Origin of the sequence: Streptomyces luteireticuli (assembly GCF_041519305.1) — a bacterium.
GTDB lineage: Bacteria > Actinomycetota > Actinomycetes > Streptomycetales > Streptomycetaceae > Streptomyces > Streptomyces luteireticuli.
The window spans coordinates 4,833,657-4,859,297 of the sequence record NZ_CP167927.1 but is presented as its reverse complement, the minus strand read 5'-3'; the positions used below and the strand labels follow the sequence as shown (position 1 = coordinate 4,859,297).

The following is a 25,641-nucleotide window of genomic DNA, read 5'->3' as shown; positions in this document are numbered from 1 at the left end:
CCGCGGGCGGCGCGGGCGGCAACGGCGGGCCCCGCGGCCGGTCAACCGGGCGCCCGCGCGCCCCGGGAGGGGCCTCCCCTGGTCCGGCCGCGCGGGCGTCAACCGTTTTCCCTCGACCGCCGAAACAAACGTCACTCGACCGGGTGACTAAATGTCGCCGTCTCATTACGCCTCGCTACCATCTGCGGCATGAACCAGGCCGCCCGCCGCATCGGCAGAACCCTCGCCCTCGTCCTCCCCGTCGTCCTCGTGCTCTCCGGGACCCTCGCGGTGACCCGTGTCCCCTGGGCGGCGCCCAACGCCGAGTCCCAGGTGCTCACCGCCTCCTCGGACACCGCCTCCAGCCAGGCCAGGGCCCGCGCCCCGCACGAGGTGCTGCGCGACAAGCTGCTCACCGAGCTCCAGGAGAAGAACCCCGGCGTGGCCCTCACCCACCTGCAGGAGGCCACCAACGGCCGCCCCTCGCTGGCCCGTTACTGCGTGGACATCGCCCGGGTGCTCGGCCAGGCGGCCGTCGCCAAGTACCACTCGGCGAAGAAGGCCCAGGCGTACGCCCGCCCCGTCTGCGACACCTCGTACGCCTCCGGGGTGGCCCAGGGCCACTGAGCCCGGGGCCACCCGGCCCAGGGCAGCGGACGAGCGCCCCCTCCCGGCGGTGCCGCCGGTCGCACCGCACCCCGCGGCACGGCATATCGTGCGGGGCATGACCGGCACGCACCCCGCCCCCGCACCCGCGCAAGCCGTGATCCTGGCCGGAGGCCAGGGGTCACGGCTTCGCCCTTACACCGACGACCGCCCCAAGCCGATGGTGGAGATCCCCGGCACGGGCGTCCCGATCATCGGGCACCAACTGGCCTGGCTGGCCGCCGAGGGCGTCACCGACGCGGTCGTCTCGTGCGGCCATCTGGCCGAGGTGCTCCAGGCCTGGCTCGTGTCGGCCGACCTCCCGCTGCGGGTGACGACGGTCGTCGAGCCGGAGCCGCTCGGCCGCGGCGGCGGCCTCAAGTACGCGGCGGCCTCGCTGCCCCGCCCCGACGAGCCCTGGTACGCCACCAACGGCGACATCTGGACCCGGTTCTCGCTGCGCGAGATGGCCGCCTTCCACCACGAGCGGGACGCCACCGCCACGCTGGCGCTGGCCCGGCCGCGCATCCCGTGGGGCGCGGTGGAGACCGACGAGTTCGGCCACGTCCTGGACTTCATCGAGTCGCCGCCGTCGCCGTACCTCATCAACGCGGGCGTGTACGTCTTCTCGGCCGGCTTCGCGGACCTGCTGCCGGAGCGCGGCGACCATGAGCGCACCACCTTCCCCCGGCTCGCCCGGGAGCGCCGGCTGGCCGGATTCCCGCTGCCGCAGGGCGCTTACTGGCGGGCCATCGACACCGCCAAGGACCTGACCGAGGCGGCCCGCGAACTGACCGGCTGAAAAGGGCGGTTGACGACGACGGCCCCGTACCCCCAGTGGGTACGGGGCCGTTCGCGCACGGCGAGCCGATTAACCGAGATCAGCCGAGGAGGCCGCCCAGGGCACCGCCGCCGCTGAGGCCGCCGGAGGAACCGGAGTTGCCCGAGGGCCCGTTGCCGCCCGTACCGCCGCTTGTCGCGGCGCCCGTGGGGCTGTGCGGGGCGGCCGGCGCGGCGGACCGCTGGTGGGGCGTCTGGGGCGCGGGGCGGGGGCCGCCCGAGGCGGCCCCGGGGCGGCTGGAACCGGCCGGTCCCGTCGGGGACTTGACGGCGCCCTGGGCGGGCGGTGTGGCGGACGGGGTGGCCGTCCTGCGGCCGGTGGCGCTCGGCCGGGGGCTGCCGGAGCCCGCGGGGCCATGGGTCCCGCGCGGGGTGGTGCCGGTCTCCGGACGCTGCGGAAGCGGCGAACCGGGCAGGCTGTTGACCGGCGGCACGGACGGACTGCCCGGCCGGGCGGCCGGCTGCGCGGAGCGGACGGCGCCGCCGAGCATCGAACCGGTCAGCAGCGACAGCCCGATGAGCACGGTCGCCATGGCGGCGCCGCGGCGCAGCACCCGCCGCCGCAGATCCCCGATCGCGGCCCGGGGACCGAGCCTGCGCCACGCCTCGCCGGCCAGCCGGCCGTCGAGGGAGTAGAAGGGGGCGCCCGCGATGACCAGCGGGCTCCAGGCGGCCAGGTAGATGATGTCGGGCGTGTCGTAGACGGGGTGGGTGCGCCAGCTGACGGTGACCATCAGCGCGATGGACAGCAGGGCGCCGACGGCGGCGGCGAGCCGCTGCCAGAGACCGAAGATGGTGAGGACGCCGACGATGATCTGGAGGAAGGCCACCGTCAGGCCGGAGCCGACGGGGTGGGCGAGGGCGAACTCCCGCAGCGGCGCGGCCGCGGCCCAGGGGTGCAGGGAGGTCAGCCAGGTGACCATGGAGCCGCGCTTGCCGCCGTCGAAGTAGACGGGGTCGCACAGCTTGCCCATGCCGGCGTAGACGGAGATCAGCCCGAGGAAGATCCGCAGCGGCAGCAGGACGACGCCGAGGTCCATCCGGCGGCCGGGGTAGTAGGCGTGCCGGACGGAGTCACCTCCCTGGCGGGAACGGTCCGTTGCCCCGTCGTCCTCGTCGGGCCAGTCGGCCTCGTCGTCGAACTCCCCGTTCGGGTACGGCTGTTCGTCGAACGCGCCGACCGTGGGGCGCATGCCGCGCAGGAGTTGGGTGTGATCCTCGGCGGGGCCGCGCGGCCCGACGACGGTGGCGGGGGCGTCCGCGTCGACGCCGAGGCGCGGCAGGACCTGGGTGGCTCCCGCGTCGCCCCCGCCCGCGACAGCGGCGTGCATGGCATCCAGCAGCTGGGTGGGGGCCGCGTCCCCCGGGGCGGCCCGCCCGCTCCACACCACGGGGGCCCGGCGTTTGGCCGGGCCCTTGACGGTGGGCAGCTGCGTCGTGTCGGCGGCAATCCCGGCGAACTGCCGGGCGCGGTGCGGGGGACGCGCGAGCTGCACGCGGAAGCTCAGGTGGTTGCCGGAGACCTGCGCGGGATCGGACGGGACCTTCACCGTACTCAGCGCGGGCTGGTCGTCGTACCCGGAAGAGCTTCCCCCCGTAGGTGTGCGGGGTGTTCTGGTGTCCACACTCATCTAACCGAGTGACCGGAGGTTAGGACACTGCCTTGACCGACACGGGTGTCCGAGACCCGTCAACGTGGCTGCGCCGCCCGTGCGATGGCGGCGCAGCCGTTCGCACGGACCTACGCGCGGCGGCGGGCCGCCTCGTAGAGGACGACGCCGGCGGCGACGCCCGCGTTGAGCGACTCGGCGCCACCCGGCATGGGGATGCGCACCCGGAAGTCGCAGGTCTCGCCGACGAGACGGGACAGACCCTTGCCCTCGCTGCCCACGACGATCACCACGGGGCCTTCCAGGGCGTCGAGTTCGTGCAGCTCGACGTCGCCGTCGGCGGCCAGGCCGACGACCATCAGGCCCTCCTTCTGGTACGCCTCCAGCATCCGCGTCATGTTGGTGGCGCGGGCCACGGGGGTGCGGGCGGCGGTGCCGGCGGAGGTCTTCCAGGCGCTGGCGGTCATGCCGGCCGCGCGCCGCTCGGGGACGACCACGCCGTGGCCGCCGAAGGCGGAGACGGAGCGGACGACGGCGCCGAGGTTGCGCGGGTCGGTGATGCCGTCGAGGGCGACGATCAGCGGGTCCTCGCCGTTGTCGGCGGCGATGGCCGTCAGGTCCTCGGGGTGGGCGTAGTCGTACGGCGGCACCGACAGGACCAGGCCCTGGTGGTTGAGGCCGTTGGTCATGCGGTCGAGCTCGGGGCGGGGGGCCTCCATGAGGTTGAGGCCCTTCTCCGTGGCGAGCCGGATCGCCTCGCGCACGCGCTCGTCACTGTCCACGAACTGCTGGACGTAGAGCGTGTTCGCGGGAACGCCCTCGCGCAGCGCCTCGACGACCGAGTTACGGCCGACGACCAGCTCGTTGGCGCCCTTGGGGCCGCCGCGGCGCGGGGCCGGGCGGCGGGCGGCCTGCTTGGCCTGGGCGTTGGCGACACGGTTCTTCTTGTGCCCCTTGCGCATGCTCGCGGGCGGGGTCGGGCCCTTGCCCTCCAGGCCCCGGCGCCGCTGGCCGCCGCTGCCGACCGTCGCGCCCTTCTTGTTGGACGTGCGGCGGTTCCTGCGCTGGCTGTTGCCGGCCATGGGGGTCACCTGTTTCTTTACTGCTCAGAGCCGCCGGGAGCGGCTCAGTAAACGTACGTACGAAAAGTGTCGCTCAGGACAGCGACCAGCGCGGGCCGGACGGGGTGTCCTCGATCGCCAGGCCGGACTGCTGGAGCTGGTCGCGGATGGCGTCGGCGGCGGCCCAGTCCTTGCGGGCCCGGGCCGCCTGGCGCTGCTCCAGCACCATGCGGACCAACGAGTCCACCACGCCGTGCAGATCGTCGCCGTGGCCCGCACCGGCGGCCCACCGCTCGTCCAGCGGGTCCAGGCCCAGGACGCCGAGCATCGCCCGGACCTCGGCCAGGCGGGCGACAGCGGACTCCTTGTCGTCCGCGCTCAGCGCGGCGTTGCCCTGGCGCACGGTGGTGTGGACCACGGCCAGTGCCTGCGGGACGCCGAAGTCGTCGTCCATCGCCTCGGCGAACGCCGGCGGCACCTCGGACGCCGGCTCCACCGCACCGGCCTTCTCGACGACGCGCTGCACGAAGCCCTCGATCCGCGCGAACGCCGACTCGGCCTCGCGCAGCGCCTCCGGGCTGTACTCGATCATCGAGCGGTAGTGCGGGGTGCCCAGGTAGTAGCGCAGGACGATGGGGCGCCACTCCTTGACCATCTCCGAGACCAGCACGGAGTTGCCCAGCGACTTGGACATCTTCTCGCCGCTCATGGTGACCCAGGCGTTGTGCGCCCAGTACCGGGCGAAGTCGTCGCCGAAGGCCTTGGCCTGGGCGATCTCGTTCTCGTGGTGCGGGAAGATCAGGTCGAGGCCGCCGCCGTGGATGTCGAAGGCGGTGCCGAGGTACTTGTGCGCCATGGCCGAGCACTCCAGGTGCCAGCCCGGGCGGCCGCGGCCCCAGGGGGTCTCCCAGCTGGGCTCGCCCTCCTTCGCCGCCTTCCACATGGCGAAGTCGCGCGGGTCGCGCTTGCCGGTCTCGCCCTCGCCGGAGGGCTGGAGGAGGTTCTCCAGCTCCTGGTTGGAGAGCTGGAGGTAGCCGGGGAAGGAGCGGACGTCGAAGTAGACGTTGCCGTCGGCCGCGTAGGCGTGACCGCGCTCGATCAGCCCGCGCATCATCTCGATCATCTCGGGGACGTGCCCGGTCGCCCGCGGCTCGACGGTCGGGCGCAGGCAGCCCAGCGCGTCGTAACCGTCGTTGAAGGCGCACTCGTTCTCGTAGCCGATGGACCACCACGGGCGGTCCTGCTCGGCGGACTTCTTGATGATCTTGTCGTCGATGTCGGTGACGTTGCGGACCAGGGTCACGTCATAGCCGCGGTAGGTGAACCAGCGGCGCATGATGTCGAAGTTGAGCCCGGAACGGATGTGGCCGATATGCGGCGCGGCCTGCACGGTCGCGCCACAGAGGTAGATCGAGACGCAGCCCGGGACGATCGGGGTGAAGTCACGGATCTGCCGGGCGCTGGTGTCGTACAGGCGAATAGTCACGGAACCAGGGTAGTGGGCGCGGGGCAGTGCCTCGGGCCCGTACGGCACGGAGCAGGCGCGATGCCGCCACCCGGCACCGGGCCGCGGACGCGGCCGGGAACCCCCTGCCACACTTTGCCCGTTATTTAATGTTTTGCGGCAAAAATGCAATTCCGCGTGATACCTTCCCGGGCACACCTCGGGACAGGCGGGGCGCCGTGGACACCAGGAGGGGCGTTGCACTCCACTCTGCCGCCACAGCAGGAGCACACGGAACCCCCGCGCACCGCCCCGCCGCCACCGGGCGGCCGGCGGCCCGGCCGGGTGGCCGCCCTGGACGGCCTGCGGCTGTGCGCGGCGCTGATGGTGGTCGCCTACCACTGGATGGCCTTCGGCAGCGGCGCCTGGGGCGCCCCGGCCCGCGCCGTCTTCCCCACGGCCCATCTGCCGGCCTCCTACGGCTGGCTGGGCGTCCAGCTGTTCTTCCTGATCAGCGGGTTCGTCATCTGCATGAGCGGCTGGGGCAGGGGCGTCGGCGAGTTCGCGGCCTCGCGCGCCGCCCGGCTCCTCCCGGCCTACTGGTTCGCGGTGCTGCTGGTGGCCCTCGTCGTACGCCGGTGGCCGACGGTCAACTCCGCCCCCGCCCTGCGGGACGTCGCCGTCAACCTGACCATGCTCCAGGATCCCCTGGGGGTGGAACCGGTCGACGGCGTCTACTGGACCCTCTGGATCGAGGTCCGCTTCTACCTGCTCTTCGCCCTGGTCGTCGCCGCCGGCCTCACCTACCGGCGGGTGCTGGCCTTCTGCGGCCTGTGGGCCTGCGCGGCCCTCGCCGCCCGCGCGACCGGCGACGACCTGCTGCGGGAGGTCCTGCTCCCCTACGACTGCTGGTACTTCATCGCGGGCATCGCCTTCTATCTGATCCACCGCTTCGGGCCGAACGCACTGCTGTGGGGCACCGTCGGCCTGTCGCTGCTGATCGCACAGCACGACCTGGTCGCCGCCCAGGCCAGGGCCGAGTCCCACATGGGCCACCGGGTGCCGCACTGGCCCACCCCGCTGCTGCTCGCCGTCTTCTTCCTCGCGATGTCCGCCGTGGCCCTGGGCTGGACACGGCGGCTCGACTGGCGTTGGCTGTCCACCGCCGGGGCGCTCACCTACCCGCTCTACCTGCTCCACGAGCGCGTCGGCTGGGTGCTCATCAAGCACGCCGACGGCCGGGTGCCGGCACACGTCCTGCTGCCCGTCCTGGCCGTGGCGATGCTGGTGGGCGCCTGGCTGGTGCACGTGGGGATCGAGCGCCCGCTGGCCCGCAGGGTCCGCGACGGGCTGCGGCGGGCGGTGGCCGCCCTCAGGACCGGCTGACCTCCCGCTCCGCAAAGACATCTCATGGACACCGGATGGTCACGAAAGGGCACGGATGATTACCACCATCCAGGGGAGACGGTGGAGAAAAACAGGGACAGGAGACCACTGTCACGGTCATCCGGGCACCCCCTGTGTCAGCATTCCCGGACACCCCCATTACGTACGACGATCCGACAAGCCACGGAAGAGGACGACATGCGCTTCGCCAGGCGAGGTGGCCCCGACGGCAGCCCACCGGCCGCCAGGCGGCCGGCACCCAGGCTCGTTGTCCTGGACGGTCTCCGCATCGTGGCGGCCCTCATGGTCGTGGTCTTCCACTACACGGCCCTGCGCGGCGGCTGGGGCCAGAACCCCGACAACGTCTTCCCCGGGCTGCGCTCCGTCACCCGCTACGGCTTCATCGGCGTCGAGGTCTTCTTCCTGATCAGCGGCTTCGTCATCTGCATGAGCGCCTGGGGCCGGTCGCTGGGCGACTATGCGGTCTCCCGGGTCTCGCGGATCTACCCCGCCTACTGGTTCGCGATCTTCCTGACCGCGGGCGTCATCACGCTGTGGCCGCAGGTGCGCAGCGTGGAGAACATGGACGTGGTCTTCACCAACCTCACGATGGTCCAGGAGGCCTTCGGGGTCTGGGATGTGGACGGCGTCTACTGGACGCTCTTCATCGAGCTCAAGTTCTATGTGCTCTTCGCGATCGTGGTGGCCACCGGCGTCACGTACCGCAAGTGCGTGCTCTTCTGCGGCCTGTGGACGCTGGCGGCCGTCATGGTCCCCAAGTCGGACAGCAAGCTGCTCGAGATGTGGGCGATGCCGCTCTACACGCCGTACTTCGTCGCGGGCATCTGCTTCTACCTGATGCACCGCTTCAAGCCGACCGCCCTGCTCTGGGGCATCATCTCGATGTCCCTGTTGATCGCCCTGCACGGGGTGCCCAAGCGGGTCTCCGACAACACCCACGCCGGCGTCCCGACCCTGCCCGCCAAGGTGATAGTGGTCGCGGCGTTCGTGATCATGGCGCTGATCGCGCTGGGGTACTTCGACCGGATCCAGTGGCGCTGGCTGACGACGGCGGGCGCGCTGACCTTCCCGCTCTATCTGATCCACCAGTACATCGGGATGACCGTCATCCACGGCCTGCGCGAGCACATCCCGCCGTACCCGCTCGTCGCCGGCCTGATCGCGGTGATGCTGCTGGCGGCGTGGCTGATCCAGCGGTACGTCGAACGCCCCCTGGGCAGACGGATGCGGCGCGCTCTGCAGCGCAGCATGGAGGAGGTCCGCCGGAACTCGGGCTCCGCGCCCGCCCGGACGTTCCTCCGCAAGGACCCCGCCGTGGCCGTGGTGCAGGAGCCACGCGGCCACCAGCCGGCCGCGCCGGACCGGGTGCCGGCGGGCACGCCGGAGGGGCCGTAAAGGATTCGGCGCCGGACGGGCCGGTTCGGCCCGTCCGGCGCGCGGGGTCCGGGGAGCTGCCCCGGGGAGAAGCCCCCGCCTACAGCGAGCCGACGACCTTCCGCGGAGCGATCCGGACGACCACCCGCTGCGCGTCCTCCGCCGCCGCCGGATTGAAGTCCGCGTAGTCCTTGCCCGTGTACTTCCGCGCGAGCTCGTCGATCAGCTCCGGCCCGCCCTCGGTGGTGATCGACGCCGTGCCGCGCACCTCGGCGTACGTGTACGGCGCGTTGGGCGGGTTCACCAGCACGGTCACCCGGGGATCGCGCCGCAGGTTGCGCTCCTTGCGGCGCCCGACCGTCGTCGAGATCAGCAGGTCGTCGCCGTCGCGCTTGACCCAGGTCACCGACAGCTGCGGGCTCCCGTCCGGCTGGACGGTCGCGACCGTGACGAAGGCGGGGTTGTCGTCGAGGTACTGCTTCAGGTCGTCGGAGAGCACGGCGGATCCTTCCTCGGGACGGGTCGTCGATCCACCGTATCCGCGCCGCGGATTCAGCGCCGGGCGACGACCAGCGCCGTGGCGATCGCGGCGAGCCCCTCCGCACGTCCCGTGAGACCGAGCCCGTCCGTCGTCGTCCCGGAGATGTGCACGGGCGCGCCGACCGCCGCGGAGAGCACCTCCTGCGCCTCCGCCCGCCGCTTGCCGATCTTCGGGCGGACGCCGATCACCTGGATCGCGACATTGCCGATCTCGAAGCCCTCGGCCCGGACGATCCGGGCGGCCTCGGCCAGCAGGGTGACGCCGGAGGCACCGGCCCACTCGGGCCGCCCGGTGCCGAAGTGCGCACCGAGGTCGCCGACGCCCGCCGCGGAGAACAGCGCGTCGCACGCGGCGTGCGCGGCCACGTCCCCGTCGGAGTGCCCGGCGAGGCCGTATCCCGCGTCCTCCCAGAGCAGACCCGCGCACCACAGCTCACGGCCCTCCTCGAAGGCGTGCACATCGGTGCCGATGCCGACCAGCGGCAGCGGGGACGACTCAAAAACCATCGTTGGCCCTCCTGCGGGCGATCACGGCCTCGGCCAGCACCAGGTCCAGCGGTCTGGTCACCTTGAAGGCCTCCTCGTGGCCGGGGACGACGACCACCCGGACGCCGAGCCGCTCGACCATCCCCGCGTCGTCCGTGGCGCCCTCGCCCGGCGCGTCCTCGAACGCCCGGTGGGCCTCGTCGAGCGTGCGGCGGTCGAAGCCCTGCGGGGTCTGCACGGCGCGCAGCAGGGCACGCTCGGGCGTGGCGACGACGGGCTCGGGCCCGTCCTCGCGCGGCTCGACCCGCTTGACGGTGTCCGCCAGCGGAAGGGCCGGGACCACGGCCGGGGAGCCCTCGCGCACGGCCGTGACGACGGCGTCGACCGTGTCGACCGGGACGAGGGGGCGGGCGGCGTCGTGCACGAGGACGACGCCGACGTCGCCGGGCAGGGCCCGCAGCCCCCGGGAGACGGACTCCTGGCGGGTGGCGCCGCCGGGGACGACCAGGACCTCGGTCCGGTCGCCGGCGAGCGGGAACTCGTCCAGCAGGGCCCGCACCCCGGCCTCGTCGTCCGCCGGTGCCACGACGACGACGAGCGAGACCGCGCGGGAGGCCGCCATGGCCCGCACCGCATGCACGAGCATGGGGGTGCCGCCGAGGGCGCGCAGCGCCTTGGGCGCACCGGGACCGAGCCGGACGCCCCGGCCGGCCGCAGGAATGACCGCCGCGGTGCGCACGGCCGCCGGAACAGTGGCTCGATCAGACACAGTGGCTCGATCAGACATTGCGTTGGCGTTCAGGTTTGCTTCCTCGGCCGAATTGGGTATGGCCTGGGGGTGCCCCCCGCTCCTGGAGCTCGGGGGAGCGCCCGGCGCTCCGCCGCGACCAGCCCCTTCCGTGACGACTGGTCGGGTCGGCCGCCGGGTGCACGACACCGGTGCCGCCGGTGCAGAGATGCCGCAGCGCCCGTCGGATGACGTCATCCGTCATCGCACGGGCACCGCGGCACTTCTGCGTCCGGCTGCGTTCACCGCCCGGCACGGCGCGTCGGGGTACGACGGCGGGGCCGGCACGGGTGCGTCAGGAGGCGAGGACCTCGTCGAGCAGGGCCTCGGCCTTGTCCTCGTTGGTGTTCTCCGCGAGGGCCAACTCGCTCACCAGGATCTGGCGGGCCTTGGCCAGCATGCGCTTCTCACCGGCGGACAGGCCGCGCTCGCGCTCACGGCGCCACAGGTCGCGGACTACTTCGGCGACCTTGATCACATCGCCGGACGCCAGCTTCTCCAGGTTCGCCTTGTAGCGGCGGGACCAGTTCGTCGGCTCTTCGGCGTACGGCGCGCGGAGCACCTCGAAGACCCGGTCGAGCCCATCCTGGCCGACCACATCGCGCACACCGACGAACTCGGCATTGTCCGCCGGCACCCGAACCGTCAGGTCACCCTGGGCGACCTTCAGCACCAAGTAGGTCTTGTCCACGCCTTTGATCTGGCGAGTTTCGATGGCCTCGATCAGCGCGGCCCCGTGATGGGGATAGACCACGGTGTCGCCAACCTTGAACGTCATGTGACAGGTACCCCTTCCGTGGCTATCCAGTCTAACACGGGAAGTGCGCGTTCTGAATGGCGTTTCCGCAGGTCAGGGCATATCTCGGGGCTTGACAACAGCGGCCGGGACGTGCTGCGGGAGGGTTCCGGAAGCGGGTATTCGCAGGTGGGAGCGGTTGTCCGGGGGAAGTGAAACGGGCACGTTACACGTACCGGAGCGGCCCCGCGAGCGGCTGAACGTCCCGTTTTGCCGGGGTCCGGTCGGCGCACTTCCCGTACTCCGTTCGGGGCGGACGAACCATCCGCGCGCGTTCTGCGCACGGATTACGGAATTGATCAACCCGAACTTGATCAATTCCGTAACTCACCCCCCTTGGGCCCCGCATTCCTTACCGATAATCCGCCCGGAGGGCTCCTCGGCCGGTCCTCTTATAAGCCGGTCGTAGGACTCGCGGGGGCCGAGTGGACCTTGAGAGGCGGGTCGGGTGCGGGGCCCGTCGGACGGCTCGGTAACCTAAGCGCGCTGACACACCTCTTACTTCGTCCAAGGAGATGCCGCCGCCGTGAGCAGCAGCCTTCGACGCGGCGCTCTCGCCGCCACCGTCCTCGCGCTCTCGATCGCCACGCTCTCCGCCTGCGGGGCGGGGAACGACGCACAGACGCTCGAGGTCAAGCCGGACAACGCCGCAGCCGCGGTGGGTGACATCAAGCTCCAGAACATCAACGTGATCACCCAGCCGGAACTCGACGCCAAGGGCCCCGCCGTGATCACGGGCCAGCTCTTCAACAACGGCGACAAGGACCAGACGCTCAACGCGGTCAAGCTGCCGGGCAAGAACGTCGCCGTCCAGCTCACCGGCGCCAAGGGCTCCGGTCCGGTCGTCGTTCCCGCGGGCGGGTCCCTGACGCTCGGCGGCAAGGGCAACGCCTCCGCGGTCCTGCCCAGCGGCCGCGAGAGCATCAAGGACGGCGAGCAGCAGGAGCTGTCCTTCGTCTTCAGCAGGACCGGCGACGTGAAGATCGGCGCCTTCGTGGTGCCCGCGACGCACTACTTCAAGGAGTGGGGCCCGAGCGAGGCCCCGTCCGCGCCGGCCAAGAGCAGCGGCCAGCCGGGCAAGCCGGGCTCCTCGGCCTCCTCCCCCGCCTCCTCCGCCTCGGGCAAGGCCGAGGAGAAGAAGGGCGAGAAGGACGCCAAGAAGAACGGGCAGGGCGCGACGGCCACGCCGAACGCCGGGCACTGATCCCCGACGACGCGGGAGGGCCGGAAGCCTCGGGCTTCCGGCCCTCCCGCGTATGCCCCTCCGGGGCGGTGCCGGCGGCCTACGGCTCGAGCCCCTCCCGCACGCGCCTCTCGCACCGCTCGGCCCTGGCGGGCCTCCCGGGCTTCGAGCCGCTGCGGCGGACTCCGTCCGCCGGACCGCGGGCCCGGCCAGGGCCTACGGCTCGAATTTGTAGCCCAGGCCGCGCACCGTCACCAGGTAGCGCGGGGCGCCCGGGTCCGGCTCGATCTTGGCGCGCAGGCGCTTGACGTGGACGTCGAGCGTCTTGGTGTCGCCCACGTAGTCCGCGCCCCAGACGCGGTCGATCAGCTGCATGCGGGTCAGCACCCGGCCCGCGTTGCGCAGCAGCATCTCCAGCAGGTCGAACTCCTTGAGCGGCAGGTCGACCTTGCCGCCGGCGACGGTCACCACATGGCGGTCCACGTCCATCCGGACCGGTCCGGCCTCCAGGGCGGCGGGGGCGACCTCCTCCGGCTCGCCCCGGCGGCGCAGCACCGCGCGGATACGGGCGACCAGTTCGCGCGAGGAGAAGGGCTTGGTGACGTAGTCGTCGGCTCCTATCTCCAGGCCGACGACCTTGTCGATCTCACTGTCCTTGGCGGTGACCATGATGACGGGCACGTTGGAGCGGCCGCGGAGCTGACGGCAGACCTCGGTGCCGGGCAGGCCCGGCAGCATCAGGTCGAGCAGGACGAGGTCGGCGCCGTTGCGCTCGAACTCGTCCAGGCCGTCGGGGCCGGTGGCCGCGATGGCGACCTCGAACCCCTCCTTGCGGAGCATGTAGGACAACGCGTCGCTGAAGGACTCCTCGTCCTCGACGACGAGCACTCGGGTCACGGGATGACCTCCGGTGGGGTCTCGGGCTGGCTCATGGGGGTCACGGAAGGACCTCCCGGGCGGGGAGGCCGGTGTCGAGGCAGTCGTCACCGGTGACGGGACGGACGCGGTGGCGGTCGCGGACCAGACCGGCCTCGGGCAGGCGGAGGGTGAAGGTGGAGCCCTGGCCCTCGGCGCTCCAGACCGTGACCTCCCCGCCGTGCGAGGCGGCCACGTGCTTGACGATCGACAGGCCGAGGCCGGTGCCGCCGGTGGCGCGGGAGCGGGCGGGGTCCACGCGGTAGAAGCGCTCGAAGACGCGCTCGCGGTCCCTCTCGGAGATGCCGATGCCCTGGTCGGTCACGGCGATCTCGATGAGATTGCCGCCGGGGGCGGCCACCCGGCGGGCGGCGATGCCCACCCGGGTGCGGGCGGGGCTGTAGTTCACGGCGTTCTCGACGAGGTTGCCGAGGGCGGCGGCGAGCTGGCCGCGGTTGCCCCAAACGTGGAGGCCCGCGGCGCCCCCGGCGGCCATGGTGATCTGCTTGGTGCCGGCCTGGTGGCGGCAGCGGTCGACGGCCTCGGCGACGAGCTCCTCGACGGCCACCGGCTCGGCGTCCTCCAGCGGGTCGTCGTTCTGCACCCGGGAGAGGTCGATGAGCTCCTGGACGAGGTTGGTCAGCCGGGTCGCCTCGATCTGCATCCGGCCGGCGAAGCGGGTGACGGCCTCGGGGTCGTCGCTGGCGTCCATCACCGCCTCGGAGAGCAGCGAGAGGGCGCCGACCGGGGTCTTGAGCTCGTGGCTGACGTTGGCGACGAAGTCGCGGCGCACGGCCTCGATGCGGCGGGCCTCGGTGAGGTCCTCCACCAGCAGCAGGACCAGGCGCGAGCCCAGCGGCGCGACCCGGGCCGAGACCGCGAGCGCCTCGCCGCGGCCGGTGCCGCGCCGCGGCAGGTCGAGCTCGACCTGGCGTATCTCGCCGTCCCGCCGGGTGTCGCGGGCCATCTGGAGCATCGGCTCGACGGCCAGCTTGCCGCCGCGCACCAGGCCCAGGGCGTACGCGGCCGAGCTGGCCTTGACCACGGCGTCGCCCTCGTCGAGCACGACGGCCGAGGAGCGCAGGACGGAGAGCACGGTGTCCACGCCGGGCGGCAGGACCGCGTCGGTGTGCAGGGAGCTCCTGGTGGGGCGGGCCTGGTCGCGCTCGCTCCAGCGGAACGCCAGCATGGCGATCACGCCGGTGCACAGCCCGGCGAGCGCTGCCGCTGCGGCCACGGCCGCGTCCACGTTCATGGCTCCAGGTTATGCGGGCCCACGGACAGGCCCACAGCCAAATGGGGGGCGGCTCGAACACACGTTGCCGAGAGTTCACCTTCAGGTCGGCGCCGGTTCACTCGAGGGGTCGATATCCGTCGCGTTCCGGCCGGAAGGTGGAACCCCGACCACGGCGAGACCACGGCAAGACCACCGCGAGAGAAGGACACGCACATGCGGGACGCGTACCACGAGGAGCTGGATTCGATAGGCGACGGGCTGGTCGAAATGGCCCGGCTCGTCGGCTCCGCGATCGGACGCGCCACCACGGCGATCCTGGACGCGGACCTCAAACTGGCCGAGGCCGTGATCGCCGGCGACGCGAAGGTGGACGACCTCCAGCGCGACCTGGAGGCCCGGGCCATCGCGCTGCTGGCCCGGCAGCAGCCGGTCGCCACCGACCTGCGGATCGTGGTGACCTCGCTGCGGATGAGCGCCGACCTGGAGCGCTCCGGCGACCTCGCGCAGCACGTGGCCAAGCTGGCCCGGCTGCGCTTCCCGGAGACGGCGGTCCCGCGCGACCTGCACTCCACGGTGCTGGAGATGGGCCAGCTCGCCCAGCGGCTGATGGCCAAGGCCGGCGAGGTGCTCATCACCAAGGACGTGGACCTCGCGCTCCAGCTGGAGCAGGACGACGACGCGATGGACCTGCTGCACCGCACGCTCTTCCAGCACCTGATGGACGACCGCTGGCAGCACGGCATCGAGACGGCGGTGGACGTGACCCTGCTGGGCCGCTACTACGAGCGCTTCGCCGACCACGCCGTCTCGGTCGCCAAGCGCGTCGTCTACCTCGTCACCGGCGAGCACGCGGACGAGCTGCAGCAGTCCTCCGGACAGGGCGACGCCGGGGAAGCGCACTGAGCACCGAGCTCACCCCCCTGCGCCCCAATGCGCCCGGCGGGCGCTGAAACATACGTCCAATGTGCGCATTGACTGCCGACGCGCTCAGGCGTTGAGTGGGAGCGAGGCACACCCGATCCCTGCAAACCCGAACTCTTGAGGAGGTTCCGGATGAGCGGATGCCAGTGCGGCCCCGGGTGCAGTTGCGGTTGCCAGCAGGGCGGATCCTGCCAGTGCGGCGGGAGCTGCGGCTGACGAACCGCCCACGTCACTCACGGGAAAGGCCCCCGGCCGGTGCGCTCACCGGCCGGGGGCCCTCTCGTGCGGAAGCGGGAAAAGCGGGAAGCAGCAGGGCTACTTCTTCTTGCCCTGGGTCTTCCAACCATGCTTGAGGTCCTGGGGAGTTGCCTGGCCACGCTGGCCCGGCCAGCACCGGGACGGTCGTTGTTGGTCGTTGTCGGTCACCCTGGGGCGCCCTTCGACGGCCCGCAGACGGCCCGGCAACGTGGTGCGAACAAGGAAGAGCAAGAAGGACCGCCCTCCGGGCGGACGACCTTTGGGCGCCCACGGCCGGTCGGGAACTCCCCTACCGGTCCGCGCCTGCGGGACGACCGGGCACCGGGAGGCGTCCCCCGAAGTTCGCTACTCCACTACCGCACAGGTCAAGGGCCTGATCAAGCTAGAGAGAGGGGGAAGCGGATACGACGCACCCCGGCGTCTCTGACACGAGGTTCACCCAACAATGCTGAAAACTGCGGCTCATCGCGACTCAGCGCGTCTCACCGCAGGTCAGAGGGGGTGTGTCTGAGACGCACACTGCGGCGCCACCACAGCTCTTAGAAGGGGGCGGTCCGGCCGACGATCGCCCCTTTCTAAAAGCCCCCGGTCGCCCAACGAGACGGGCAGAGACCGACGGAGGCAGCCCCCACGTCGCCGTCTGATCCTGGGGCTGCTCACGGTTCGCACGGCATTCCAAAGGAGTGGATGCCCCCCTTTGGAAGGCCGCCTGCGCGTCCGGCAGCGGCAAGAGGAAGACACCACCCCGCCCCGGCCCGGTGGGTGGTGTCTTCGTAGCGGTAGTTCGTTAAACCCGTCGGTAGTTGGGGTTGACGGCCGGGCGGGCTGGCCGTAGGGCGGTGGTAGGGAGCCAACCACCGTGCTGGGGGCTGGAGATGACCGCTCGTCGTCCGTGTCCGCCTGCGCCGGGACCGCTGGAGGAGTACGCGGCCCGGTTCGATGACCTCTTCGTCAGTCTCGCGCAACGGCGCGGGTTTCGCGAGTACCTGGCCGGGCTGCTGGCGCCGCGGGACCGGAACAAGACGCTCACCTGCCTGGCCGGAGCGGAACCGGTCACTGCTGCGGGAACGGCGGCGGTGCAGCGGCTGCAGTTCTTCCTCTCCGAGTCCGCCTGGGAGGCCGGGCAGGTCAACGACCGGCGCCTTGAGCTGCTGCGCGGCCAGGCGGCGACCGCCCCGCACGACGGCGGGGTCATCGTGATCGACGATTCCGGGGACCGCAAGGCCGGCACCGCGACCGCGCACGTGGGGCGGCAGTGGCTGGGCCGGCTGGGCAAGACCGACAACGGCATCGTCACCGTGACCACGGTATGGACCGACGGACGCGTGTACTACCCGCTGCACGCACAGCCCTACACGCCCGCCCACCACTTCCCGCGCGGCCGGTCCGATCCGGACTTCCGCACCAAACCGCAGCTGGCCGCCGCCCTCGCGGCCCGGGGCAAGGCGGCGGGCTTCGGCTGCCGGGCGGTGGTGGCCGACTGCGCCTACTCCGTCAGCGACGACTGGTACTTCGCACTGCGCGAGGCCGGGCTGGCCTACGTGGTGGCCCTCAAACCCCGCAACGGCACCTGGGCTCCGGCCCACCAGCCGCACACCCCCATCGACGCCGCCCATGCTCTGACCTGGCGGGATGCCGATCGTCCCGGCGACTGGACGCGCGTTGAGCGCTGTTTCCGCGACGGGCACACCGAGACCTGGTGGGCCGCCGACACCCGCCTCGGCGGCTACGGGCCCGACTCACCCTGCCGGCTCGTCGCCGCGACCACCGATCCGGCCACCCTGCCGCCGAAGGCCACCTGGTACCTGTCCACCAACCTGCCCCATCCCGACGCGCCCCACGCCGCTGCCAGTACGCACCCGCCTGCCGATCTCGCCGAGATCGTCCGCCTCTACGGCCTGCGGCCGTGGATCGAGCAGAGCTACAAGCAGATCAAGGACGAGCTCGGCTGGGCGGACTTCCAAGTCCGCTCCGACCGCGCCATCCGCCATCACCAGACACTGGTCAACTGCGCTTTCTCCTTCTGCTGGGACCAGTGGTTCGCCCCACCCGGACCCATGGACGCCTCCGCGTCGGACCCGTGCCCCGACGACCGGCCAGAGAGGGGGACCAGCCATACCCCACCAGCCCCAACCTCCCTGCTGGCCCAGGGCCTTGCGCGCCATCCGTTCCTGGCTCACCCCCGCCGTCACCCTCAATCGCTGGTGGCGAGCCTGGACCGACAAAGACCCACCCGCCGAACTCCAGGCCCTGATCAACGCGGTCACCACCGGCCACGGCATTGATCTCTACCGCCGGGTTTAACGAACTACCGGTAGGCGCCCTGAGTCGCGATAAGCCGCAGTGTGCGTCTCAGACACACCCTCTCTGACCTGCGGTGAGACGCGCTGAGTCGCGATGAGCCGCAGTTTTCAGCATTGTTGAGTGAATCTCATGCCGGTCGGCCGGGCGCATGCCGCCGTCCGGCCCAAGCTGCGAGGCGCCGAGGCGTCTGATAGGCGTCCGCCCGGAGGGCGGTCCTTCTTGCTCTTCGCCCTTCGGCCGGACGTCTACCAAGCGCCACGGCGATCTTCTTGGCGCCCCTGCACGCTACGAACGGAGCTGTCCCAGGGCAACGGTCTCGTCGATAAAGCCGTGAGCCAGCGGCTGCGTCCGGCGCTGAGCGAGCCAGCCTGAGACACGGGGGCCGCCATTGACTGCGGCACCTTCGCGGACCGTCCGGACGTGCTCGAACCCCTGGGCCAGGTAGTACTGCTGGAGCGCCCCGTTAGTCGTCCAAGCATCAAGGCGAAGCCACCGCGCCCCCGCGCGATAGGCCCGGTCACCTGCCCAATCGAGGAGGCGACCGCCCAGGTTCTGCCCTGCGTGCGTTCGGGCCACCGTGAGCTTGTTGACGAACATCGAAGGCTCGCGCAACTCCTCTGGAGTCCAAAGCCCTTCCTCGGCGTCAGGCGTGAGCGTGACGGTCGCGGCAGTCGTCTCGCCATCGCGGACCATGAAGACCGTCCCCGACTCGATGGCGGCAAGCAGCCGGCTGGCCGGGTACGGGCGGCTCCACTGGTCCGTACCGCGTTGGCTGAGCCAAGCCGCTGCCTCCACGCGGAATGCAGTCAGCTTGGCCAGGTCGTCGGGCACGGCGGGGGTGATTATCACTGAGGCTCGTTCTCTCTCCGGGCGGACAGATCGCCGATCTCGTAGTTCATCCGGTTCAGGTCGCCCCGGAAGGTGGTGCGTGTGCAGCGGATCGGCCGCGATGCCGAGTAGCCAACGCGCGTCCAGAGCAGTACGGGGACCCCGGCTCCGATCTCCAACAAACGGGCCTCTTCAGGAGTCGGCATCCGTGTCGCGATCTCGTCGAAGTACCCGATCTGCTCGATACCCAGACCTGCGAGATAGCGCGTCGTGCCTTCGGCAACATCGCCAGGCTCGGTCAGCCGTGGGGCCTCCTGCATGAGCCACTGGGGGTAGTACGTGGCCTGGGTAGACCACGGCACGTCGTCTACGTACCGGTGGCAGAAGCGCAGCACCGACACGGCTCCCGCCTCGGCCTGGAGGCGCTTCGCGACGTACTCGGGCATCGCGGTCAGCTCAACTCGGAAGGTCTGGTGCGGGCGGCGTCCCGCGTCCGTCACGTTCGTGTTGTACGCATCGCCGACCTGCGGAAAGCTCAGGTTCTCGAACTTTGACGCGTTCAGCTCGAAGACCTCGTGCTTGCGGACCATGTACCCGAGTCCCTGGCTGGACGAGATCAACCCTTCACTGACCAGCTGATTCAGTCCAGCGCGCACCGTGTTCCGAGACGCCTCGAAGCGCGCGGACAGCTCGCTCTCAGATGGGAGACGGTCGCCGGGCCCATAGGTGCCCTTCGCCATCTCCCGTCTCAGCGTGTCGGCCACCTGTTGGTACTTGGGCTGCTTGCTCATAGCGCCATCATGACGCACTCGCTCAACTTGTTGGTACATGCGGGCCCCAATCCCTTGACGGCTCACAGTCCGCGGGTGCAGCATCACAGCATCAACTTGTTCCAACAAGTTGAGCAGGTGGGTTAATTCCTTCCTGCTCCTCACGCCTGCACGGGAGAAACGAAGAGCCCTGGTGAGCTGCTGCTCACCAGGGCTCCGACAAACCGCAGGGAGCGGCGCTCGCCTGCCAGCAGTAGCCGCCGCTCCCCGACCCACAGGGGGTACACCCATCATGCCTGGAACCATCGTGGAACGTAGGGCTGAACGGCCGTGGTACCAGGGCAACGGGCCCGACGGCCGACGGCTGGAGCGCGGCGAGATCGTGGCTCTGGAGCCCAAGTACGCGGAGCGGCTGTCGGTTCTGTTCGAGCGGTATGGCGAGCGGGTGTTGAACTACGCCCGGCGCAGGCTGCTGAACCTGGGAATGGCCGTGGGGGCGGCGGGTCCGCTTGCGCAGGACATCGCTCAGGACACGTGGGTGCGGGTGGCCCGCACGGGCGCCAAGGACGCGCTCCGCTGCGACGATCCGGCCGACGATGAGGTTTTGCCGATCTTGTTCAGCCGGGTGAAGCAGCAGATCGGTGCGCACTTCCGGCGTCAGGTGGAGAACGAGGCCCCGGTGGACTGGCAGGCCCCGGAGACATGCGCGGCGCTGTGCCCGCTCCTGCCGGAAGGGTGCGCGCTCGCTGCGCTCCCGGCCGCGCTGGCCGCGATGGTGGCGCGGCTGCCGGAGCGGGAGCGCCGGGCGCTGCTGCTGAAGCTGGACGGTCTGCCGGTGGAGCGCATCGCGGAGCATCTGGAGTGCAGCGGCGCGGCCGCGCGACGGGTCCTGTCCCTGGCCCTGGTGCTGCTCCAGGTCAGCAACCCCGAGCTTCCCGGGGAGTCGTTGTCGGCGGACATGCTCCCGGCCTGGGAACAGGAGGCGCTGGCAAAGATCGGTCAGGCGCAGCGCGCGGCGCTGCTGCGGGTGGAGGAGACTGCCCGGCGCTCGCTGCTGCTTCTGCTGGCCGGGGCGTCAACCGCCGATGCCGCCGCGCGGCTTGGCGTCTCGGTGCAGTACGTGCGCAACTTCGGCCGGGCGCTGACAGCGCTTGAGGCCCTGGACGGCGGCTCTGCGCGCCCGGCGGCCGTACCGGGCAAGGACCAGGCGATCGTTGACGCGCTACGTGGTGAGGTGGCGCGGCTGCGGCCGGGGTCCCGGCTTCCGAGCAATCGGGAGTTGATGGCGCGGTTCGGGTGTGCGAGCCGGACCGTGACGAAGGGCATGCAGGTCCTCCGTGCTGAGGGGCTGATCGAGGCCAACGGGACATGCGGCTACACCGTGGCCCGCTCGCAGGCCGACATGGAGCGGGCGGCGTGAGTCGTCATCACCGGTCGCCGTACCTGAATGCGGCCCGTCGCCGGGCGAGGAAGCGCGGCCTTGCCCGGCGCGACGGTCAGCACTGCGCCTACTGCCTCACTCCGTTCGCCGATCTGCGGCAGGCCACCCTCGATCACATCGTGCCGATCTCGCTGTTCCCCACGTGGAGTTCGGAGAACCTGGTCCTGGCCTGCCGCCCCTGCAACACGGCCAAGGCGGACCATCTCCCGCTGTTCATCGCCCTGCTGCTGTGCGCCCACTACCGCCCCGCCGCCCCGGCTCCTGAACACCCCGGTGAACACCACGCCGAGGGCGTTCATGAACGGACCGACGGGGGCGAGCGCGAACAGCCGGACGGGCCCGCCGGTGAACACCGTCGTGAACGCTTCGGGCCGGTCGGTATCGACTGGCGCACGCTCGCACGGCTGGCGTACACCGCACGGGAGTCGGCCGTACGGCCCGCCTCCAAGCCGCACGACTGCGCCGTTCAGTTGAGGGCTGACCTGCCCCTACGGGCCGCACACCCCCGCACGGTGGCCGCACGCATGAACGCCTGCCGCCCGACGGTGAACTCCGACAGTCGGACCGTGAACAGCCGTCTCGGGCAGGAGGTGGCGTCGTGAACGCGGACGTGGCGATGCCGCATGACGAGGAGTTGGAGCGGTGCGTCCTCGGGTGCGTCATCTGCTACCCCGACCGGTTCACCGACCTCTCGGCGATCCTCGCGCCGAACGACTTCTACAGCCCTGCCCACAGTGTGGTGTGGTCGGCGCTGGCGCAGCGGTTGGGCCGGGGTGAGCCGGTGGATCCATCCGCCCTGACGGCGGCGTTGGCTGCCGGGGGCACGCTTCGGACGGCCGGCGGGCCCGCCTATGTCTCGGCGCTGGCCCAGTGCGCGGTGCCGGATGCCACCTGGCACGCGGATGAGGTCAAGCGGATCGCCCGGCTGCGGGCCGCCCGTGAACTCGGGCTCCGGCTCATGCAGGCCACCGCCGCCCCGGGCGTCGAACTCCCCGAGTTGGCCGCACTGGTGGCGGACGCGCTCCCCGTCCTGGAGGCCAGCGACGCCTCCGGCCGGGTCAGCCGCCCGGTCCTCTGGACGGCCGACGCCCTGTACCGGGCCGAGTTCCCCGAACCCCGGTGGGCCGTCCCCGACCTGATCCCCGAAGGGCTGACCGTGCTGACCGGGGCTCCGAAGGTGGGCAAGTCCTGGATCTGCCTCGGACTCGGGCTCGCTGTCGCCTCCGGCGGCAAGGCCCTGGACGCCATCCCGGTCGAGCAGGGCGAAGCCCTCTACCTCGCACTGGAGGACACCCCGCGTCGCATGCAGTCCCGGCTGCACCGGATCCTGGGCGACCAGCCCCCGCCCGAAGCGCTGCACATCCATGTGGAGTTGCCCGCCGGGCTGGGCGGTGTCCGCCGGTGGCTCGACCAGCACCCGGGCGCCCGGCTGGTCATCGTGGACGTCCTGCAACGCGTCCGGAGCGACACCGGCCGGGAACCCAACGCCTACGCCGCCGACTACGCCGCCATCACCGGCCTCAAGCGCCTTGCCGACGCCTACCAGGTGGCGTTCATCGTCGTCCACCACATCCGCAAGGCCCAGTCCGAGGACTGGATGGACGCCACCTCCGGCACCAACGGCATCAACGGCGCGGCCGACGCCACCTTGTTCTTCTCCCGCGCCCGCGGAGAGGCCGAAGGGCTGCTGCACCTGACCGGACGGGACGTCGAGGAGAACGAGTACGCCCTGCGGCGCAACGAAGGGTCGATGACGTGGCACCTGGTGGACGGGCCCGCCGACATCGCCACCGCCAGCGAACCGAACGCGAAGATCCTCGCCCACCTCCACGAGCACGGCCCCGCCACACCGAAGCAGGTGGCCGAGGCCACCGGGCAGGACCCGAAGACCGTCCGCACCCTCATGGGGCGGCTGCGGGACCGGGGCCGCCTCACCCAGCTCGGCCCCCGGGGCCCCTACACGATCCCCGGACGTGCCGCCGCCCCGCCGGAAGGCAACAAGGCAACAGGTGCTGCCTCCGCTGTTGCCTCCGAAATCGCAGGTCAGACCGGGGAGGCGACGAAGGCAACAGAGGCAACAGCCCCCGGCCCCTCCGCCGGGACCCCCGTCACCGTGTTGCCTCTGTTGCCTTGTTGCCTCCAGGGCTCTGACCAGCACGAATGCGAGGCAACAGGCGAAGCAACGGGTGTTGCCTTGTTGCCTTCCCAGCCCCGTCACCGCGCCACCGGACTCCGGGAGGAAGCGTCGTGAGCCCCACCCCACCCCAGCAGAACGACCCCCGCGCCACACTCCGCGCCGGACTGCCCGACCGCTACCTCACCCCTGAAGACCTCGTGGAGCTCTTCGACCTGCCGAGCGTCGAGACCGTCTACGCCTGGCGCAAGAAGCGCACGGGGCCGCCCGGATTCCGTGTCGGCAAGCACCTGCGCTACGACCCCGAAGCCGTCCACCGCTGGACCACCGACCGCATGCGCGCCGACACCGACGACGCCGCCTGAACGGCTGCTAGGTCTAGCAACACCTGTTGCTAGACCTAGCAACCTCGCTAGCAACCCACATAGCCCCTGATCAGGGGGCTAGCACCTAGCAACCGGTTCCCGCGCACCCCCGAAATCAGCCCAGCAGGCCCCTCGGGCCCCTCTCGCGGCTGCTAGCGCCACCCGGAGCCCCCTCCCCAGCAGCAGCCGGGACGTGACGACTCCCCGTCGGCACACGCCCCGGTCGCTGCCACCAACCAGCAGCGCACTCCTCCGAGAAAGCGAGCAGTTCGCCATGACCGGCCACATCCAAGACCGCTGGTACAAGACCGAACCCGACCCGGACGGCCACCCCCGAAAGGTCCGCACCGCCCGCCACGGCACCGGTCTCCGCTACCGTGCCCGCTACATCGGCCCCGACGGCACCGAGAAGTCCAAGAGCTTCCCCGACCGGCAGAAGCGCCTCGCCGAACAGTGGCTCTCCCACATCGAAGCCGACATGTCCCGCGGCCAATACCTCGATCCGCAGAAGGCGAAGACCACCTTCAAGCGGTACGCCGAGAAGTGGCTCACCACCCAGGGAGGCGACCCGAACACCCGGGCGTCGATGACGTCGCAGCTGCGGATCCACGCCTTCCCGTACATCGGATCCCGCCCCCTGGGCTCGTTCCAGCCCGAGCACATTCGCGAGTGGGTGACTCGGATGGAGGAGAGCGGGGTCCGCGGCGCCTACGCCCGGACCATCTACGCGAACGCCCGGACCGTGCTGAGCGCGGCCGTGGATGACGGTTACCTGAGTCGCAACCCGTGCTCCGCCCGCTCGGTTAAGGCGCCGGCGGTCGAGGCGAAGCGCGTGGTGCCGTGGTCGGTGGATCGTGTGCTGGCCGTGCAGTCCGAGCTGCCCGGGCGGTACCGCGCCATGGTGGACCTGGGGGCGGGGTGCGGGCTCCGCCAGGGGGAGATCCTGGGCGTGGCCGTCGATGCGCTCGACTTCGAAGCCGAGGCGCTGCACGTCGTGCAGCAGCTCAAGCTCAGCCGCAGCAAGGCCGTCTTCGCCCCGCCGAAGGGCGGGAAGCTGCGGACCACCCCGCTGCCGCCGCCCGTCGCCGAGGCGCTGCGTCGGCACATGGCGGAGTTCCCGCCGGTGGAAATCACGTTGCCGTGGGGTACGGCGAAGGGGCCGCTCGTGACCAAGCGGCTGATCTTCGCCGGGCCGCTGGGCGGGCACGTCTGGCGGACGTCGCTCAACGATGACGCCTGGAAGCCCGCTCTCGCGGCTGCGGGCGTCATCCCGCAGCCGCGGAAGGGCGAGACCTACGCAGCGGCCCGCGAGCACGGCATGCACGCGCTCAGGCACTTCTACGCGTCCGTACTGCTGGACGCCGGGGAGAACGTCAAGGCGCTCGCCGAGTACCTCGGCCACTCCGACCCCGGCCTGACGCTCCGCGTCTATGCCCACCTCATGCCGAGCAGCCAGGAGCGCACATTGAAGGCCGTCGCCGACGCCTTCCAGCGGGGACAGTCCATGGACTGACAACCCACAGACGAGACCTGAGCATCGAAAGGACTTCCCTTCTATGGCTTCCCCCGGGGGAAGCCCTTTCAATGCCTAGAAGGAAGATAGTCTCGGATCATTCAGACACACCTAGACCCCGAATCAACTCGGCACTCAAATAATCCAGCCAAAAAGAACGCATGGGTTGGCGTTAGAGATATTCACAATAGACACTCACAACACTGAGTGACCACAGAAGCCTATTACGGAGCAGCATAGGAATTAGCATTCCACTACGGGACTAGCGGGCTAGCGAGCTAGAACGCCCACCCCCGACAACATGGGACGTCAGCGCAACAGAGAGGCCCACAGAGAAGCACACTGAGTGGACATCCATTGGATCCAATGGCATGCCCAGCACCCCATCCTGTATTGACAACACTGTGTTGCCCACCATGGTGGACAGAAACGCACCCCTAAAACCGTTCGTGACGCCCATCTCTAGCTGCAGGTTTGCGAGATCAACTGCATATTAGTAGGGTCCCTGTCGCTGAACAGAAAAGAAGGCCGCCCGGGCAGGGGCGGCCTTCACTCTCCATCAGCATGTCCAAAAATCGCGCACCTGCGACATGGAGGTTCACTCATGGAGAAGCCCATGGTGCCACGCTTCGGCGTCACCATCGACCTCGCTCTCCGCGAGCCATCGTTCGTCCTCATCGGCGTGCTGCTCGGTGCACTCGGCTTGTGGGCCGGGGCACCCCAAGGTGCCGATGCCCTGATGGCCATCCTGGTGTCCGTCCGGGCAAGCATCCGGCGCCAGCCAGGCCGACGCTCGTAGGGCC

At 70.8% G+C, this 25,641-nt stretch carries 24 protein-coding genes; 13 read left to right on the top strand and 11 right to left on the bottom strand.

The window, feature by feature from the left end; genetic code table 11:
* Positions 1-189: 189 nt before the first annotated feature.
* Both AB8735_RS21765 and AB8735_RS21760 read left to right on the top strand, forming a co-directional pair.
* On the top strand, positions 190-606 hold the full coding sequence (locus AB8735_RS21765; protein WP_344026000.1) for a hypothetical protein: 417 nt from the start codon (positions 190-192) through the stop codon (positions 604-606).
* A gap of 97 nt (positions 607-703) precedes the next feature.
* A complete protein-coding gene (locus AB8735_RS21760) occupies positions 704-1,426 on the top strand; it encodes a nucleotidyltransferase family protein (protein WP_344026002.1) in 723 nt (240 codons plus the stop codon).
* Positions 1,427-1,505: 79 nt separating this feature from the next.
* Here the strand turns inward: AB8735_RS21760 and AB8735_RS21755 are convergent, their stop codons facing one another.
* The 3 genes from AB8735_RS21755 to cysS form a co-directional block, all read right to left on the bottom strand.
* Complete coding sequence (locus tag AB8735_RS21755; protein WP_372408844.1) at positions 1,506-3,095, bottom strand: DoxX family membrane protein; 1,590 nt, start codon at positions 3,093-3,095, stop codon at positions 1,506-1,508.
* A gap of 110 nt (positions 3,096-3,205) precedes the next feature.
* On the bottom strand, positions 3,206-4,156 hold the full coding sequence (gene rlmB / locus AB8735_RS21750; protein WP_344026006.1) for a 23S rRNA (guanosine(2251)-2'-O)-methyltransferase RlmB: 951 nt from the start codon (positions 4,154-4,156) through the stop codon (positions 3,206-3,208).
* Between the two features lie 73 nt (positions 4,157-4,229).
* Positions 4,230-5,621 (bottom strand): cysteine--tRNA ligase, encoded by a 1,392-nt coding sequence (gene cysS / locus AB8735_RS21745; RefSeq protein ID WP_372408843.1) that lies wholly within the window; start codon positions 5,619-5,621, stop codon positions 4,230-4,232.
* Positions 5,622-5,837: 216 nt separating this feature from the next.
* On the opposite strand from cysS, the gene AB8735_RS21740 reads away from it, so the two are divergent.
* Together AB8735_RS21740 and AB8735_RS21735 are read left to right on the top strand one after the other, a co-directional pair.
* Positions 5,838-6,965 (top strand): acyltransferase, encoded by a 1,128-nt coding sequence (locus AB8735_RS21740; RefSeq protein WP_344026010.1) that lies wholly within the window; start codon positions 5,838-5,840, stop codon positions 6,963-6,965.
* 198 nt (positions 6,966-7,163) lie between these two features.
* Positions 7,164-8,381, top strand: a complete 1,218-nt coding sequence (locus AB8735_RS21735; protein WP_344026012.1) for an acyltransferase — start codon at positions 7,164-7,166, stop codon at positions 8,379-8,381.
* 79 nt (positions 8,382-8,460) lie between these two features.
* Here the strand turns inward: AB8735_RS21735 and AB8735_RS21730 are convergent, their stop codons facing one another.
* The 4 genes from AB8735_RS21730 to AB8735_RS21715 form a co-directional block, all read right to left on the bottom strand.
* The gene (locus AB8735_RS21730) at positions 8,461-8,859 is read right to left on the bottom strand and encodes a PPOX class F420-dependent oxidoreductase (RefSeq protein ID WP_344026015.1); all 399 of its coding nucleotides are present in this window, start codon (positions 8,857-8,859) and stop codon (positions 8,461-8,463) included.
* 53 nt (positions 8,860-8,912) lie between these two features.
* Positions 8,913-9,407 carry a 2-C-methyl-D-erythritol 2,4-cyclodiphosphate synthase gene (gene ispF / locus AB8735_RS21725; protein WP_344026017.1) on the bottom strand — a complete coding sequence of 165 codons (495 nt, stop codon included), beginning with the start codon at positions 9,405-9,407 and terminating at the stop codon, positions 8,913-8,915.
* Positions 9,397-10,173, bottom strand: a complete 777-nt coding sequence (gene ispD / locus AB8735_RS21720; RefSeq protein ID WP_344026019.1) for a 2-C-methyl-D-erythritol 4-phosphate cytidylyltransferase — start codon at positions 10,171-10,173, stop codon at positions 9,397-9,399. Before ispD ends, ispF begins: the two co-directional genes overlap by 11 nt.
* A 295-nt stretch (positions 10,174-10,468) precedes the next feature.
* The gene (locus AB8735_RS21715; RefSeq protein ID WP_003953493.1) at positions 10,469-10,951 is read right to left on the bottom strand and encodes a CarD family transcriptional regulator; all 483 of its coding nucleotides are present in this window, start codon (positions 10,949-10,951) and stop codon (positions 10,469-10,471) included.
* 544 nt (positions 10,952-11,495) lie between these two features.
* On the opposite strand from AB8735_RS21715, the gene AB8735_RS21710 reads away from it, so the two are divergent.
* Complete coding sequence (locus tag AB8735_RS21710; protein ID WP_344026021.1) at positions 11,496-12,173, top strand: DUF461 domain-containing protein; 678 nt, start codon at positions 11,496-11,498, stop codon at positions 12,171-12,173.
* A gap of 195 nt (positions 12,174-12,368) precedes the next feature.
* Here the strand turns inward: AB8735_RS21710 and AB8735_RS21705 are convergent, their stop codons facing one another.
* Together AB8735_RS21705 and AB8735_RS21700 are read right to left on the bottom strand one after the other, a co-directional pair.
* Positions 12,369-13,049 (bottom strand): response regulator transcription factor, encoded by a 681-nt coding sequence (locus AB8735_RS21705; protein WP_344026023.1) that lies wholly within the window; start codon positions 13,047-13,049, stop codon positions 12,369-12,371.
* A 40-nt stretch (positions 13,050-13,089) separates the two neighbouring features.
* On the bottom strand, positions 13,090-14,322 hold the full coding sequence (locus tag AB8735_RS21700) for an ATP-binding protein (RefSeq protein ID WP_344026025.1): 1,233 nt from the start codon (positions 14,320-14,322) through the stop codon (positions 13,090-13,092).
* Between the two features lie 195 nt (positions 14,323-14,517).
* Here AB8735_RS21700 and phoU point away from each other — a divergent pair, with 195 nt between their 5' ends.
* Positions 14,518-15,207, top strand: a complete 690-nt coding sequence (phoU, locus tag AB8735_RS21695) for a phosphate signaling complex protein PhoU (protein WP_344026027.1) — start codon at positions 14,518-14,520, stop codon at positions 15,205-15,207.
* Positions 15,208-16,358: 1,151 nt separating this feature from the next.
* Positions 16,359-17,768 (top strand): IS701 family transposase, encoded by a 1,410-nt coding sequence (locus AB8735_RS21690; RefSeq protein ID WP_372408842.1) that lies wholly within the window; start codon positions 16,359-16,361, stop codon positions 17,766-17,768.
* A 304-nt stretch (positions 17,769-18,072) separates the two neighbouring features.
* Here the strand turns inward: AB8735_RS21690 and AB8735_RS21685 are convergent, their stop codons facing one another.
* Together AB8735_RS21685 and AB8735_RS21680 are read right to left on the bottom strand one after the other, a co-directional pair.
* Complete coding sequence (locus AB8735_RS21685; protein ID WP_372408841.1) at positions 18,073-18,636, bottom strand: GNAT family N-acetyltransferase; 564 nt, start codon at positions 18,634-18,636, stop codon at positions 18,073-18,075.
* Positions 18,633-19,406, bottom strand: coding sequence for a GntR family transcriptional regulator (locus AB8735_RS21680; protein ID WP_372408840.1), 774 nt, complete (start codon positions 19,404-19,406; stop codon positions 18,633-18,635). The genes AB8735_RS21685 and AB8735_RS21680 overlap by 4 nt, the downstream gene beginning before the upstream one ends.
* A 271-nt stretch (positions 19,407-19,677) precedes the next feature.
* Here AB8735_RS21680 and AB8735_RS21675 point away from each other — a divergent pair, with 271 nt between their 5' ends.
* From AB8735_RS21675 to AB8735_RS21650, 6 genes are all read left to right on the top strand, one after another.
* Positions 19,678-20,805 carry a sigma factor-like helix-turn-helix DNA-binding protein gene (locus AB8735_RS21675; RefSeq protein WP_372408839.1) on the top strand — a complete coding sequence of 376 codons (1,128 nt, stop codon included), beginning with the start codon at positions 19,678-19,680 and terminating at the stop codon, positions 20,803-20,805.
* Positions 20,802-21,428, top strand: a complete 627-nt coding sequence (locus AB8735_RS21670) for an HNH endonuclease (protein ID WP_372408838.1) — start codon at positions 20,802-20,804, stop codon at positions 21,426-21,428. Before AB8735_RS21675 ends, AB8735_RS21670 begins: the two co-directional genes overlap by 4 nt.
* Positions 21,425-23,077: an AAA family ATPase gene (locus tag AB8735_RS21665; protein ID WP_372408837.1), complete on the top strand. Its 1,653-nt coding sequence runs from the start codon at positions 21,425-21,427 to the stop codon at positions 23,075-23,077. Before AB8735_RS21670 ends, AB8735_RS21665 begins: the two co-directional genes overlap by 4 nt.
* Positions 23,074-23,325 carry a helix-turn-helix domain-containing protein gene (locus tag AB8735_RS21660; RefSeq protein ID WP_372408836.1) on the top strand — a complete coding sequence of 84 codons (252 nt, stop codon included), beginning with the start codon at positions 23,074-23,076 and terminating at the stop codon, positions 23,323-23,325. Before AB8735_RS21665 ends, AB8735_RS21660 begins: the two co-directional genes overlap by 4 nt.
* A 274-nt stretch (positions 23,326-23,599) precedes the next feature.
* Positions 23,600-24,838 (top strand): tyrosine-type recombinase/integrase, encoded by a 1,239-nt coding sequence (locus AB8735_RS21655; RefSeq protein WP_372408835.1) that lies wholly within the window; start codon positions 23,600-23,602, stop codon positions 24,836-24,838.
* A gap of 604 nt (positions 24,839-25,442) precedes the next feature.
* Positions 25,443-25,637, top strand: a complete 195-nt coding sequence (locus tag AB8735_RS21650; RefSeq protein ID WP_372408834.1) for a hypothetical protein — start codon at positions 25,443-25,445, stop codon at positions 25,635-25,637.
* Positions 25,638-25,641 lie beyond the last annotated feature (4 nt).

Bases quoted from the DNA above. Each gene is read 5' to 3' on its own strand.
- AB8735_RS21765 (WP_344026000.1), top strand. From the start codon at position 190: ATGAACCAGGCCGCCCGCCGCATCGGCAGAACCCTCGCCCTCGTCCTC.
- AB8735_RS21760 (WP_344026002.1), top strand. From the start codon at position 704: ATGACCGGCACGCACCCCGCCCCCGCACCCGCGCAAGCCGTGATCCTG.
- AB8735_RS21755 (WP_372408844.1), bottom strand. From the start codon at position 3,095: ATGAGTGTGGACACCAGAACACCCCGCACACCTACGGGGGGAAGCTCT.
- rlmB (WP_344026006.1), bottom strand. From the start codon at position 4,156: ATGGCCGGCAACAGCCAGCGCAGGAACCGCCGCACGTCCAACAAGAAG.
- AB8735_RS21735 (WP_344026012.1), top strand. From the start codon at position 7,164: ATGCGCTTCGCCAGGCGAGGTGGCCCCGACGGCAGCCCACCGGCCGCC.
- ispF (WP_344026017.1), bottom strand. From the start codon at position 9,407: ATGGTTTTTGAGTCGTCCCCGCTGCCGCTGGTCGGCATCGGCACCGAT.
- ispD (WP_344026019.1), bottom strand. From the start codon at position 10,173: ATGTCTGATCGAGCCACTGTGTCTGATCGAGCCACTGTTCCGGCGGCC.
- AB8735_RS21715 (WP_003953493.1), bottom strand. From the start codon at position 10,951: ATGACGTTCAAGGTTGGCGACACCGTGGTCTATCCCCATCACGGGGCC.
- AB8735_RS21700 (WP_344026025.1), bottom strand. From the start codon at position 14,322: ATGAACGTGGACGCGGCCGTGGCCGCAGCGGCAGCGCTCGCCGGGCTG.
- phoU (WP_344026027.1), top strand. From the start codon at position 14,518: ATGCGGGACGCGTACCACGAGGAGCTGGATTCGATAGGCGACGGGCTG.
- AB8735_RS21690 (WP_372408842.1), top strand. From the start codon at position 16,359: ATGACCGCTCGTCGTCCGTGTCCGCCTGCGCCGGGACCGCTGGAGGAG.
- AB8735_RS21680 (WP_372408840.1), bottom strand. From the start codon at position 19,406: ATGAGCAAGCAGCCCAAGTACCAACAGGTGGCCGACACGCTGAGACGG.
- AB8735_RS21675 (WP_372408839.1), top strand. From the start codon at position 19,678: ATGCCTGGAACCATCGTGGAACGTAGGGCTGAACGGCCGTGGTACCAG.
- AB8735_RS21655 (WP_372408835.1), top strand. From the start codon at position 23,600: ATGACCGGCCACATCCAAGACCGCTGGTACAAGACCGAACCCGACCCG.
- AB8735_RS21650 (WP_372408834.1), top strand. From the start codon at position 25,443: ATGGAGAAGCCCATGGTGCCACGCTTCGGCGTCACCATCGACCTCGCT.